Source organism: Runella salmonicolor, assembly GCF_024158025.1.
In the GTDB taxonomy this organism is placed as follows: Bacteria; Bacteroidota; Bacteroidia; order Cytophagales; family Spirosomataceae; genus Runella; species Runella salmonicolor.
Map to the genome: position 1 here is coordinate 416,508 of NZ_JAMZEL010000003.1, position 13,308 is coordinate 429,815.

Sequence of the window (13,308 nt, forward strand, 5' to 3'; positions counted from 1 at the left end):
AAATGGTATACTTATCAAAACATCGTACATGATTTAGGTAACTCCTATTTTGGGTAAGGTACAATGTCGAAAATTAAAGATTGAATGCGGGATGGTATTCAATTGAAGTGGGTGTTTTTAAGGCCGTAGATTCTTGAATATAAGTTTTTTTTGTTGAAGGGGCTTCTTTCATTGAGGCCCCTTCTGTGTTAAAATATTAGACCTTTTTGGCTGGATTTCCAAAGACGCGACTTCCTGCGGGTACATTTTCTACCACTACCGAACCTGCACCTACGCTGGCCCCTTTGCCGATTTTTACGCCCGAAATAATCGTAACTCCTGACCCGATAAAGGCATCCTGGTCAATCACTACGCCACTTCCAATGATGCTTCCGGCTCCGATATTAACGTAGTCACCCAAGATGGCGTCGTGCTCAATGATGACGCCGGTGTGCAAAATAGAATGGTGGCCGAGTACCGCTTTGGAGCTGATGGCTACGCGGGCACCAATCAAATTTCCGTGACCGATTTGGGCAAAAGTAGAAATGATGGCCGTATCATGAATGGCGTTGACGGGCATTATGCTGCGTCGCTCGTTGAGCATTTCGACGAGGTCGTGCCGTTCGGCACGCGCTTCTATGGCGACAAATGCCTCACACTTTTTACCGATGAGTTTCAAGAAACCGTCGTCGTCGGTACTTCCCAAAACGGTGTATTCACCAATTTGGGTGTTGTGTAAATTAGGGTCATCGTCCAGTAAGCCATACACTACTACGTTATTGCGCTGAAAAATATCTAATGCAACTACTCCTAAACCTTTTGCCCCAAAAATCAATACTGGGTTTTCCATGGATGTATACGGTTTTGCTGATAAAATTTTGATGTATTTTAAATGACTATTTTGTTTTTAAAGTTCCGCCAAATGTACTGAACTACCAAATCTTCATGTGTGGTTGATAGGAAACGAACAGGGTTATCATGCTTAAAATCAATTGTTTAACAAATGATGTTTTGGGTAGATTATTCTTTGTTACTCAAATGTTATTGCACAAAAAAAAATATATTAAAAAGGTAAATTGCTGATAATGAATAAGTAATGGATTAGTGCTTTTTTTGAGTACATGAAAAGCAAGATCCATTTTCGCACAATCGTCATTTCGGACCTGCACTTGGGTACGAAAGGCTCTAAAGCCAAAGAAGTCACTAACTTCCTGAAACAATATAAATGCCGAAAGTTGATTCTCAACGGCGATATCATAGATGGATGGCAGTTGAGGAAATACGGCGCGTGGAAGAAAAAACACACCGCATTTTTTAAGACAGTCCTGAAAATGATGGATGATTATGACACAAAGGTAATTTATCTGCGTGGTAATCATGACGATTTTTTAGACCGTATCAGGCCCCTTCGATTGGGGAAGCAGTTTCAGATTCGAAAAGATTACATTCTTAAATCGGGCTCCAAGCGCTTCTACATCACCCACGGGGATGTTTTTGACAGCATCACTACTAATCTAAAATGGCTGGCGTACTTGGGCGATATGGGCTATACATTCCTGCTTTGGGTCAATAAACTCTACAATCATTATCGTTCGTGGCAGGGGCTTCCGTATTACTCATTGTCGCAGGTAATCAAGCAACGGGTAAAGGCGGCGGTCAGTTATATTTCTGATTTTGAGGAAAAGCTAACTGAGCTGGCCCGTTCACAGAATTGTGACGGAATCATCTGCGGACACATTCACCAACCTGCCATTCGGCAAATAGACGGCTTGATTTACATGAATTCGGGGGATTGGGTGGAATCGTTGAGCGCTTTAGTGGAAGACCACGATGGAAACTGGAGTTTAATGTTTTACAACGAACAAGAGGTGAAAAGTGCTTCAGAACCAACCATCTCGGAGTTTTTCGGACGTAAAGAACGGCTGGCCAAAGTCAGCTAACTATTTTTTTTCGGGAAAAGGAATAATCAGTTTTTCGCCCCGTTCGGTAAAGTTTTTAGTCTTCTTATTGGCCGCCATCAGTTGCCCCACCGTTACGCCATATTTTTCGGCTACGACCCGCAAAATATCGCCCGGCCCAACCGTATGAACGGCCTGAACGCGAACTTTTATGCGGGTTACCCCTGATTTTACATCAGTACTTTCATCTTTTATGACTGGATTCAGTCCTTTGAGGGTACCGCTCTTTAGATTGTACCGATTGGCGATGCCGTAAAATGTCTCACCACTCTGAACAGTGTGGGTAATTTCCACGCCTCCAGGATCCACGGCGACAGGCTTAGGTTTTTCTGGGGCTTTTTCTTCGGGCTTTTTAGTTTCCTCTTCGTCGGCAGGGCGAGGGGTGGGAGTTACCGTTTCCTCTTCCTTGGGAGAATCGCTCGTTTTCTCATCTGTGGTACTGCTGGTTGTCTCTTTTGAAGATTGAGGCACCGTCGATAACTGGTCGTTTTCGTTAGGTATGGGCTGTAATTCCCGCCCTGTGGTGTCCAAAGGGGTATTAAGAAGCTGATCTACATCGGCAGCGTCGTCGGCGATGTATTCATAACCTACGTACAATAATCCAGCAATCATCAAAACCAAAACGCCTAACGAAAGATAAGGCAACTTTGATGATTCTTCAGGGCGACGATTTCTATTTTCGTTCTCTGACATTTGATTTGGTGGTGGTTTAGTCGATTTCCAAAGTGTAAAGGTTGTATTTTATAGCCATAAAACCCCAGCTTGGTAAAATCTAATTCAAAATAGGTGAAAATTTTGTGCCTTACAATCGTGCCTTTTATTTAAGGGCATTCATTTTTTGGGCTTCGAGGCTCATTTCGGCTACTTTCACTTTGAGGTCTTCTTTGTATTGCTCAAGTTTCGTACCAACTGTTGTATCTGACGTACCAATAATTTGTGCGGCTAAAATTCCCGCATTCCGGGCACCGTTGAGGGCTACGGTCGCCACTGGCACACCAGATGGCATTTGTAAAATCGAAAGAACAGAGTCCCATCCATCTATTGAGTTGCTACTTTTGACCGGAACGCCGATTACGGGCAAAGTTGTTAAGGAAGCAATCATCCCCGGCAAATGAGCGGCTCCGCCTGCCCCCGCGATGATGACTTTCAAGCCCCGAAGGCGGGCATTTTTGCCATAATCAACCATTTTTTCGGGAGTACGATGGGCCGAAACGATGTCTATCTCAAAATCAATCTCAAACTCTTTTAAAATATCGACAGCTTCCTGCATTACTTTTAGGTCTGAAATGCTGCCCATTATGATTCCTACCATGTTATTTTCGTCCGTATTTTAGCTTATTATACAAAGTTTCGTTGACTTTATCAACTTTGGCGTATTAAATATGTGTTGTTTTTACTTAAATTGCCGCACAAAAATAGTATTTTTCTAATGACTAACGAATTAGAACAAGCGTTAATACAACTGACGACGCCATTTTATGCTTTGCTAATTGGATTAGAAGCTTTGGCGAGCCATTGGCAACACCGTCAGAATTATTCTTTTGGGGACACGCTTACCAATTTTTTGTTGATGCTTTTAAACGGTGGAATTGATTTGGCCTTCCGTGCCGTTTACGTTGTTATTTTGGTATGGTTTTATCAATATCACTTTACCGAAATTACCAACGTTTATGGATATTGGTTATTGCTGTTTTTGGCCGAAGATTTCCTTTTTTATGTACTGCACGTGGTAGACCATTATTGTCGTTTGTTTTGGGCGGTTCACGTTACCCATCATTCTTCAGAGTATTTTAATCTTACCACGGGTTTTCGTTCTTCGGTATTCCAACCCTTGTATCGGTTTGTTTATTTTATCCCGCTCGTTTTGCTAGGTTTTCGTCCCGCCGATATTATATTGATGTATGCCATTACGCAAATATACGGCATTATTGTACATACCAATTATGTTGGAAAATTAGGCTTTTTGGAATATATTTTGGTTACTCCCTCGCATCACCGGGTGCATCATGCCTCCAACGTAGAATATTTGGATAAGAACATGGGAATGTGTCTAATTATTTGGGATAGAATATTCGGGACTTTTCAGGAGGAAGAAGCAAGTATTTCTTTAAAATATGGATTAACTACGCCCCTTGCCAAACGGAACATTGGGCATACCGTTTTTCATGAATGGAAGGCCATCTTTGATGATTTGAAGCGTGATGTAGATTTTAAAACAAAAGTTAAGTACGTGTTTAACCCACCAGGATGGTCACACGATGGAAGTACCAAAACCAGTAATCAGTTGAGAGAAACAATTATTTCAGCTAAGGAACCCAGCGGGGTAGAATCTGACTTTTAACGCGCAGCAAAAATTACCATTAAGAGCCTTAGTCGGGGGAAATATTTGTTCTTAAGGTAGACTCTCGGACGATGAGTGAGGCCGATAAAACAATGTTTTCAGTAAGCTGATTGGCAGAGGAATCCTTTAATTGACTTAAAAATATCCGAGAAGCCTCCGTGCCGATTTGTTTTCCGGGGCGTTTTACGGTGGTAAGCGTAGGGTGAATATAGGCTGATATGGGTGAGTCATCAAATCCCACAATTGCAACTTGGTTGGGCACTTCGAGTCCATTTTCTCTCACTACATACATGGCCCCAATCGCTACTTGATCATTCACCCCAAAAATCCCGTCGGGGGAATGTGGCAGGTCCAAAAGGCGTTGGGTGGGAATAATGGCGCTTTCTACCCCAAAATTGGTCGTGACAATCAACTCTTCATCCAAAGGAAATTGATATTTGGCAAGGCAATCAATGTAGCCTTTGTAGCGTTGCTCGGTCACGGCCAGACCATGCGGCCCTTTTAGATGAGCAATCCGTTGGCAGCCCATTTTAATCAGGTGTTCGGTGGCGGCAAAGGCCCCATAATAGTCGTCGATGGTAACCCGGCAAGCATCAAATCCTTCGTATTCGCGGTCAATAAAAATGAGAGGGACTTTGCGTTGAATGATACTTTCCAGATGTTCGTAATGCCCTGAGTCATACGTCTCTTGCGATATTGAAAGAAAAATGCCTTCAACCCGGTTGGCTAATAGTTTCTCAACGTATTCTTTTTCAAGGAGATAGCTTTCGTTGCTTACACAGATATTCATCAAATACCCCAAAGGTTGCAGAATGGATTGCAAGCCTTCGATGATGGCGGTTTCGTGTTGATGATTGAGGGTAGGGACGATTACGCCCAAAGTTCCTGTTCGTTTGTTAAGAAGGCTGAGGGAAACCGAATTGCGTTGATAACCAACTTTTTGGGCATACTCCTGAAGATTTCGACGGGTATCCTCATTGATTAAAGGATGGTTATTTAGCGCCCTTGATACGGTAGAAGGGGAGCATTTAAACTTCTTGGCAATGTCTTTAATCGTAACGGGGCGGTCAGCAGCCATGGCAATAATAACTTGAGGATTGCACTAAAGTACAATTTATTTCTCAATACTGATTTTCTTTTACGGGAGTATCTTTTAAAACAAAAGAGCGGCTTCAAAGCCGCTCTTTTGTTTTAAAATTTGAGAGTTGCCGGTAAATATTTAGCGGCTAAATCCTCGTAATAAGGACGAAGTTCTTTCCAGTTTGGAACCTTTGGAGACTTCGTGTATAAATCATAAGGATTGAAAACTTTTACCCATTTGAAATATTCGTGGTCATGCTCGTCCATCAAATGCGTGTAGGCATTCTCGCGGTGCTGTGCATAAAATGAGTGATAACGAATCATATACAACGCCGACTCGGGCAAGTAATTCTTGGTCATTTGGTACAAATACTCGTCGTGCCCCCACGACATGTGTACGTTGCGCAGGCCGCAATTGGGCTCATACACGCCGTATTTGGTATTATAACGCTCATCGTGCGCATCAGGGTTGGCGTCGAAAAATTCAGGGAAAACGATTTTGTCTGAATGCTTGCAACCTACGGGGAAAGTATCGCCTACTACCGCCCACTGGGGTTCTCCAAACAAACAAAGTACTTTTCCCATGTCATGTAATAAACCAGTCAACACAAACCAATCAGGATGACCATCGGCACGGATGGCTTCAGAGGTTTGGAGCAAGTGTTGAAGTTGATCAAGGTCAATGTCTGGGTCAGAATCATCGACCAATGTATTGAGAAAATCAAATGATTCCCACAGGGTCATTTCTTTTTTGTCAAACTTAAGGAAGTCGCGCTCTTTTTCCATCACAAAGTCATAGGTCTGATACTTGTGATTGAGACGATAAAACTCCGTCACCGTGTCGCGGGCGGGAGTGTCATAATTGCGGAATTCTTCCTTGGCTTTGGCCTGAGCGATGCTGTCAGGGTCGGGATAACGAACTAAAAGATCGTCTTCCCACTCATCTAAACTTGCCAAAGGAGCTATTTCGGCATTGCTGAAAGTCGTTGCGTTCATGAGTATATGAAAGGTATAATTGGAGTTGTCGCTTATAACTCAACAAATATACATTATTAAGTTTTTAAGAAATAAACCTTTGTGACAAAAGATATATGCAAACGTTTGAAATAATTTAACCCCAAAAACTAGAGAAAAATTGTTGGGGGATTTGCCGCCTCTGATGGTTATTTTCAATATCCGTCTAGCTTTGTAAAAAAAAGATAAAATTATGTTTGTTAACGTAGAACATCTCGGAATAGCGGTCAAAGACATTGCTGCTTCTGACGAATTATTTTCCAAACTTTTTAATACGCAGCCTTATAAACACGAGGCCGTGGAGTCGGAAGGAGTAACAACTTCTTTTTTTAAAATTAATCAAACGAAAATCGAGCTGCTCGAAGCCACAAATCCCGATAGCCCCATTGCCAAATTTATTGAGAAAAAAGGGGAGGGTATCCACCATGTAGCATTTGAGGTAGAAAATATTTTGGCGGAAATGCAACGGCTTGAAAAAGAGGGGTTTGTGCTGTTAAATAAAACCCCAAAGCAAGGAGCTGACAATAAATTAGTGTGCTTTCTGCATCCTAAAGGCACCAGCGGAGTGTTGATTGAACTTTGCCAAGAACAACCGTAGGGGCGGGCTTACCGATGTTTTTGTGACTTCGGGCAGCCCCTACATGTTAATTTTCTTAACTTTTCTGACAGATGTTATGCGTTTAAAACTACTTATTTTTTCGGTTATTGTGGTGGCCGAAATTGGTTCTGGCTATGCTGGTTTCTGGCAGGGCGTTTATTTATTTAAGCCTCTTATCATGCTTTCTCTGCTTTTTTGGACGAGCGACTACCGCAAGTCTTATCCTTACTTATGGATAGGGATGTGGTTTGGCCTGGGTGGAGATATATTTTTAATGATTAGAGGAAAAGACCTGTTTGTGGCGGGTTTAGGCTCTTTTTTGGTCATGCAAATTTTTTATATCATTGCTTTTAGCAAGACACTAACCTCTACAGGAAAAGCGCAGTTACGTTCAACTTGGTGGTGGTTGACGCTACCGTTTGCACTATACGCGCTGATTTTTCTGGTGATATTGCATTTGCCACTCACTCAATCTGCTGATAAACAGGGTCTTTGGATTCCAGTGGTTGCTTATTCAATTTGCCTTTGCGCGATGGGGGCCGCCGCTGCCCTTCGCAAAGGTTCCGTGAATTCAGTAAGCTATGCTTGGGTTTTGGTGGGGGCTGTATTATTTATCGCGTCTGATTCTGGAATAGCGGTCAACAAGTTCCTACATCGTTTTGAGGGCTCAACGCTTTTTGTCATGACGACTTATAGCGCGGCCCAGTGGTTGATTGTGTGGGGAATGATCAAAAAAGAAAGCCGCTTCCAGTGAAGGAAGCGGCTTTCTTACAGAATGATTTTTATGAATAAAATTAGATAACTTTTACGTTAACTGCATTTAAGCCTTTTTTACCATTTTCGACATCATAAGACACGTTGTCATTTTCACGAATGTCTTCAGTAAGACCTGTAACGTGGACAAAAATGTCTTGGCTTCCATTTGATGGAGTTATAAAACCAAATCCTTTGGTATCATTGAAAAATTTTACTACGCCTTCTTGCATTATTTTTTCTTTAAAGTATTAGGCCATAAAAGTACGGTTAATTATTTACATATCCTACATATTAATTTTTATTCTTATGTGAAAGCATATTTACTATTCGTGTTGTCGGCAAAAAAATTATATTTGTTTCTATTTTAAAAAATATTAAAAACTATCCACTCGCATGAAAAAAGCTCTTTACTTACTGATTTTTGGCGGTTTGTTTATCGTTCATTTTGGTTTTGCGCAGACCGTGGTGCCCTTCAAAGAGGGACTCGCGGTTGGGCCTTGCCACCAATACGGGAGAGAAGCCATCTATACTGACCAATTAACCTACCAATTGATTCGCAAAACTTTCCAGACACCTGCTGAGGGGAAAGTCTTTTTGACTGATGCGCAAGGAAAAGAGCAGAAGTGGCAACGTATCACCACCGACACTTCGCAGCGGTTTCGGCACAATGCTTTGACGAATGGATATTTATACCTGACCTACACCTCCCCCAAAGAAACCGTGGCGTTGTTGCACGTGGCGGGTCACGCGGGCCTATATTTCAACGGCGCTCCTAGAGGAGGAGATGCGAATCGTTATGGCTATATGTATAGTCCTGTTAAATTGAAGAAAGGACTGAACGAGATTTTGGTAAGAGTGGGGATGGGTGGACGCTTTCAGGGCGTTTCGGCGGAGTTGATTTTTTCTGAAAAAAATATTCAGTTAAGCACTCCAGATATAACCTTGCCTAATGTGGTGCTTTCAGAAAATAACGGACAACTTTTGGGAGGAATTGTGCTGTTTAATTTGACCGAAAAACCCTTAACAAATTTGAAAATTCGTGCCGTTATCCAGGGAAAAGAAATGATTTCTGAGGTTCCCGTGGTTTCGGCAATGAACTCTCGAAAAGTAGGTTTCAGAATGGATGCGAGCGCGGTCCAGCAAAAAGGCGATGTTGTGTGTGATCTTACCCTGCTACAAAACGGCAAAGCTGTTGACCAAAGTACCATTAAATTGCAGGCGGTTGCGGCCAATGAACATTACAGTAATACTTTTATCAGCGGCATCGACGGCAGCGTTCAGTATTTCGGGGTGGCCCCCCAAAAAGGTGGGCAAACGGACACCGCTGCGCTGTTTTTGTCGGTACATGGTGCGGGCGTAGAGGCAATCGGGCAAGCAAGAGCCTATAAACCAAAAGATTGGGGAACTTTGGTTGCGCCCACCAATCGCCGGCCAAGGGGTTTCAATTGGGAAGATTGGGGAAGAATTGACGCTTTAGAGGTATTGGAGGTTGCGCAAAAGAAATTTAAGCCGCATCCCCAAAAAATATACTTGACGGGCCACTCGATGGGTGGACACGGGTCTTGGTACTTGGGGGCAACGTACCCAGGAAAATGGGCGGGGGTTGCACCCTGCGCGGGGTATCCAACGCTAATGGGCTACGGCTCGGCCGACGGGAAGATTCCTGAAAATAGTACCAACCCAATGGAAAAAATGCTGCTTCGGGCCAGCAATCCTAGTAATGTAATGGCTTTGGCCTCAAATTATAAAGCCAGCGGTATTTATGTGTTGCACGGAGATGCCGACCGTACTGTTTCGGTAGAATATGCGCGTACCATGCGTAAAGTATTGGGGGCTTTTCACAACGATTTTTCATATTATGAATATCCTAACGGCTCGCATTGGTACGGCGATCACAGCGTAGATTGGCCTGCGTTGTTTGACTTTTTTAAATGGCATCGCAGCAAAAATGCCGAAGAAAAGGATGTGATTGATTTTACGACGGCCAATCCGGCTATTTCGGCCAATTATTTATGGGCTGGGATTGAACAACAGGAAACTCCGCTCAATTACAGCCGTATTCAGGCCAAAAGAAATGTGAATGACAAAAGTGTCATCATTACCACCGACAATGCCCGTACCGTTATGATAATGCCGGGGGCGTTTGCAAAAGGTCAGACCTTCAAAGTAACAGTGGACGAAACGGTGGTTTGTACCGCCTGCGTTTTGGATGAGAAGCCATTGTATTTTACAAAAAAAGAGAAATGGGAAGCGGTCGAGAAACCAGCACTGGCCCAACGAGGCTCGCACCGCAACGGTACATTTAAGGCCGCGTTTAATCACCGGATGGTGTTTGTGTATGGAACGACTGGGACCAAAGAGGAAAACGAATGGGCGTATAACAAAGCCCGCTATGACGCCGAAACTTGGTATTATCGCGGCAACGGGGCTGTTGATGTCATCCCTGACCGTGAGTTTACTCCCGCCGCTTACCCTGACCGGGGTGTGGTTTTATTCGGGAGTGCCACCACAAACGGTGCTTGGTCTGCTTTGTTGAGCCAAAGTCCGATTCAAATTCAGCGAGGAAGTATCAAAATAGGAGAGGAGCAAATCGCGGGCGATGATTTGGCGGCTTATTTTACTTATCCGCGTCCCGACAGCCCCGTAGCTTCGGTGGCGGTTGTGGCTGGTTCAGGCTTGGCAGGAATGTTGGCTACCGAGTCAAACCAATATTTTACGGGTGGGAGTGGTTTTCCTGACTACTTTATCTTTGGGGCGGATATGCTGAAAGAAGGCACCAAAGGCATAAAACAAGCAGGCTTTTTTGATACAAATTGGCAAATTACCAAAGTGGATGCTGTGAAAGCGCAGTAGGTTTGATTGAATATAGATTAAAAAGCCCTTTCATTTTTTTTGAAAGGGCTTTTTTGATTTCTAGTGCGAATGCGCTTCGCTTGTTTTTTGGCAGCACTCTGGCAACTTGTCGTGGGCCGTTTGGCTGCACACCAAATTGTCGGCGTCGTAACCCGTTTCGGTAATCACTTTACGGATTTGGGCTTCGTCGGTTTTTTTGGGGTTGTATTTGACGGTTACCACTTTGTCTTCCAGATTTAGTACCGCTTCTGAGATACCTTTACTCAGGGTGAGGTTTTTCTCAATGCGCTCTTTGCACATGTCGCAGACAGCCGAGGTCTTGATTTTTACCTCTTTGTCTTTACCAGGTTTGTTGGCTACCGCCCCAAAAACGATTGTCAAAACTAACGCGAATACGAATGTTAACTGTTTCATTGCTTGATTGATTTATGTGTAAATTTTAGTTTAAAAGGTTTCTAATCTTTGATTTTTACCCGGATACCTGCGTAAATCATGCGACCAACCACGGGACCCCAAGTTTGACCCGCATCAAAATATTTATTGAAGGGGTCTTCTGCGTGAATGATTGGATTTGGCTGTTTAAAGTTTGCCAAATTTTCACCACCTAGGTATACTTCAAACTTTTTGAAGGCTCGTGATGCCTGTGCATTTATATTCATAAACGATTGTGAATACAAAATCGGCATAGGCTTGCGGTCAATGGTAGCCTGCAATGACTGCATCGGATCGGTGATGCGCGCTTGGCCATTCCACTGAACGGTCAAATCCAACTTCCATTTGTCGTACGGTAGATTGTACCCAATATTGAACAATACCCGGTCGCGGGGTACCATCATGCGTTGTTGTAACACAGAATTTCCGAAAGGTTGTCCCATGGTTTGCCATACGTCAAACAAACGGTATGCCAATTTTACCTCGGTACGTTTGGATAATAGGGTATTCAGCTCAATCTGAAAGCTGTTGGAGAAGGATTTACCTTTCAAATTGTAAAAATACAGGTGCGAAGCCAAAGGCGTGGCGTGGTCGGTGTCGACAATGAGTTGGTTTTGAAAGTCGGTTCGGTAATAGTCGAGCACCAAATCCCAGTGTTTATCAAACCAATGGAAGGTTTGGGTCAGGCTGAGGCCGTAGTTCCAAGTCACTTCGGGCTGAATGGTTTGTCCCCAAAAACGAACCGTACGCCCGCTTACTAAATATCCATAGTATTCGGCAAAGGCATTGGGAGTGCGTTGACCACGTCCTCCCGACAGCCGCAAGGTAGTGTTTTCCCAAGGCTGCCAGCGCAGGTGCAGGCGTGGCGTGGCAAAAGCACCAAACATATTATGGTAGTCGGCGCGTAAACCAGCCACGAGCGTAAATTTATCCAAGTGGTTGTAAGTGTACTCGAAAAATGCTCCCGGAACCGATTCCGTGCGGGTCATGAGGCTGTCTTTGTAGGTTTCGCGGTAATCATCAAGTAGGTAATTGATGCCCGTTTTGAACTGGTGATTTGTATTGTTAATGATGGATTGATAAATCAAGTTTCCATAAAGGGTCCGCTGCCGACCGTCATAATTGACAAATCCAAAGTATGAGTCTGTGTTATGCAATGAGGCATTCAATACCAGTCCTAAGCCTTTGTAGGGTTTGTCTTGGTACAATTTGGCGGTTTTAGAAAAAAGCTCGATTCGATTGGTCTTATTTCCAAAGCCATAAAATTGGGCCGTTCCGCGATGTTCGTCGGGGCGGAACCCCGTCTGCCCGCCCAATCGGTCTTCGTAGAGTGCTTTAACCCCAAACTGAGCCATCATTTTGTCGCTTTTGTATTGCCAACGATTGATACCGTTGAATTGGGTATAAAGTGGTAAATCCAGAAAGCCATCACCGTTGTTGTCAACACGATTTTGTAGCGTGCTGGCGTGGGTAAGAAAGCCCGTAGCCCATTTGTCAGATAGCTTTCGATTAAGGTTGAGATTAACTTCGCCGCGCCCCAAATGATTAACGTAAGTGTTGAAATACAGTTTTTCGCGCGCATCGGGTTTTACGAGCTCTACATTGATGGCGCCCGTCATGCTTTCGTAGCCATTGACTACCGACCCCGCCCCTTTGGCCACATCAATGGACTGAATCCAAGTGCCTGGAATATAGCTCATTCCAAACGTAGACGCTAACCCACGAATGGTGGGTACGTTTTCGACGTTGGTTTGGACATATTGGCCGCCCAAGCCTAAAAACTGGATTTGTTTGGCACCCGTTACGGCATCGCTATAGCTTACCGAAACTGAGGCATTAGTTTCAAAACTTTCCGATAAGTTACAGCAGGCCGCCTTAGCCAAGGCTTTGGTCGTGATGATTTCGGTTTGAATCGGATTCAGGCGGTCAATTTGAGAAGAGGTGCCGCGTATAACCACCTCGCCCAGTTGGCCCTCGGGCTTCATCACAATCTCAAAATTGTTTTCAGAAGTGACTTTTATCGTGTCGGTTTTGAAGCCGATGTATCTCAATACCAGTCGGTTTGATTTGGCAGAGCGGGCAATGTCAAATTTGCCCAGTGAATCAGTGATAGTGCCTAATGAAGTTTCGGCCCAAAATATATTTACACCTACCAAAGGTGACTTTTTGCTAGCTTCACTTCGTTCAAATACCGTTCCTGTCACGCGTTGGGCATTTGTGGGATTGAATAGTGAATAATGAATAATGAGTATAAAAAGAATGAATATTTTTGTTTTCATTTCAAAAACGGTCTAAAA

The 13,308-nt window shown here is 43.7% G+C and carries 13 protein-coding genes; 5 read left to right on the forward strand and 8 right to left on the reverse strand.

Annotated elements, in window-relative coordinates; translation table 11 throughout:
• Nucleotides 1–196: 196 nt before the first annotated feature.
• Nucleotides 197–829 (reverse strand): NeuD/PglB/VioB family sugar acetyltransferase, encoded by a 633-nt coding sequence (locus NCI00_RS10950; protein WP_253527410.1) that lies wholly within the window; start codon nucleotides 827–829, stop codon nucleotides 197–199.
• Nucleotides 830–1,100: 271 nt separating this feature from the next.
• Between NCI00_RS10950 and NCI00_RS10955 the strand changes: the two genes are divergently transcribed.
• On the forward strand, nucleotides 1,101–1,919 hold the full coding sequence (locus NCI00_RS10955) for a UDP-2,3-diacylglucosamine diphosphatase (RefSeq protein ID WP_253527412.1): 819 nt from the start codon (nucleotides 1,101–1,103) through the stop codon (nucleotides 1,917–1,919).
• On the opposite strand, the gene NCI00_RS10960 is transcribed toward NCI00_RS10955, so the two are convergent.
• Entirely contained in the window at nucleotides 1,920–2,630 is a 711-nt protein-coding gene (locus NCI00_RS10960; RefSeq protein ID WP_253527414.1) for a LysM peptidoglycan-binding domain-containing protein, read from the reverse strand.
• A 124-nt stretch (nucleotides 2,631–2,754) separates the two neighbouring features.
• Nucleotides 2,755–3,249: a 5-(carboxyamino)imidazole ribonucleotide mutase gene (gene purE / locus NCI00_RS10965; RefSeq protein WP_253527416.1), complete on the reverse strand. Its 495-nt coding sequence runs from the start codon at nucleotides 3,247–3,249 to the stop codon at nucleotides 2,755–2,757.
• A gap of 117 nt (nucleotides 3,250–3,366) precedes the next feature.
• On the opposite strand from purE, the gene NCI00_RS10970 reads away from it, so the two are divergent.
• Complete coding sequence (locus NCI00_RS10970; RefSeq protein WP_253527418.1) at nucleotides 3,367–4,278, forward strand: sterol desaturase family protein; 912 nt, start codon at nucleotides 3,367–3,369, stop codon at nucleotides 4,276–4,278.
• A 28-nt stretch (nucleotides 4,279–4,306) separates the two neighbouring features.
• On the opposite strand, the gene NCI00_RS10975 is transcribed toward NCI00_RS10970, so the two are convergent.
• Both NCI00_RS10975 and NCI00_RS10980 read right to left on the reverse strand, forming a co-directional pair.
• Nucleotides 4,307–5,356 (reverse strand): LacI family DNA-binding transcriptional regulator, encoded by a 1,050-nt coding sequence (locus NCI00_RS10975; protein WP_253527420.1) that lies wholly within the window; start codon nucleotides 5,354–5,356, stop codon nucleotides 4,307–4,309.
• 113 nt (nucleotides 5,357–5,469) lie between these two features.
• Entirely contained in the window at nucleotides 5,470–6,354 is an 885-nt protein-coding gene (locus NCI00_RS10980) for an inositol oxygenase family protein (RefSeq protein WP_253527422.1), read from the reverse strand.
• Nucleotides 6,355–6,565: 211 nt separating this feature from the next.
• Between NCI00_RS10980 and mce the strand changes: the two genes are divergently transcribed.
• Both mce and NCI00_RS10990 read left to right on the forward strand, forming a co-directional pair.
• Nucleotides 6,566–6,970: a methylmalonyl-CoA epimerase gene (gene mce / locus NCI00_RS10985; protein ID WP_253527424.1), complete on the forward strand. Its 405-nt coding sequence runs from the start codon at nucleotides 6,566–6,568 to the stop codon at nucleotides 6,968–6,970.
• Between the two features lie 76 nt (nucleotides 6,971–7,046).
• Nucleotides 7,047–7,724: a lysoplasmalogenase gene (locus NCI00_RS10990; RefSeq protein WP_253527426.1), complete on the forward strand. Its 678-nt coding sequence runs from the start codon at nucleotides 7,047–7,049 to the stop codon at nucleotides 7,722–7,724.
• Between the two features lie 40 nt (nucleotides 7,725–7,764).
• Here the strand turns inward: NCI00_RS10990 and NCI00_RS10995 are convergent, their stop codons facing one another.
• Entirely contained in the window at nucleotides 7,765–7,956 is a 192-nt protein-coding gene (locus tag NCI00_RS10995; protein ID WP_114069813.1) for a cold-shock protein, read from the reverse strand.
• A 163-nt stretch (nucleotides 7,957–8,119) separates the two neighbouring features.
• On the opposite strand from NCI00_RS10995, the gene NCI00_RS11000 reads away from it, so the two are divergent.
• On the forward strand, nucleotides 8,120–10,579 hold the full coding sequence (locus NCI00_RS11000; protein WP_253527429.1) for an alpha/beta hydrolase-fold protein: 2,460 nt from the start codon (nucleotides 8,120–8,122) through the stop codon (nucleotides 10,577–10,579).
• Between the two features lie 60 nt (nucleotides 10,580–10,639).
• Here NCI00_RS11000 and NCI00_RS11005 read toward each other — a convergent pair whose 3' ends face one another.
• Both NCI00_RS11005 and NCI00_RS11010 read right to left on the reverse strand, forming a co-directional pair.
• Nucleotides 10,640–10,993 (reverse strand): heavy-metal-associated domain-containing protein, encoded by a 354-nt coding sequence (locus NCI00_RS11005; RefSeq protein ID WP_253527432.1) that lies wholly within the window; start codon nucleotides 10,991–10,993, stop codon nucleotides 10,640–10,642.
• A 41-nt stretch (nucleotides 10,994–11,034) separates the two neighbouring features.
• A complete protein-coding gene (locus tag NCI00_RS11010; RefSeq protein WP_253527434.1) occupies nucleotides 11,035–13,290 on the reverse strand; it encodes a TonB-dependent receptor in 2,256 nt (751 codons plus the stop codon).
• Nucleotides 13,291–13,308: the final 18 nt, after the last annotated feature.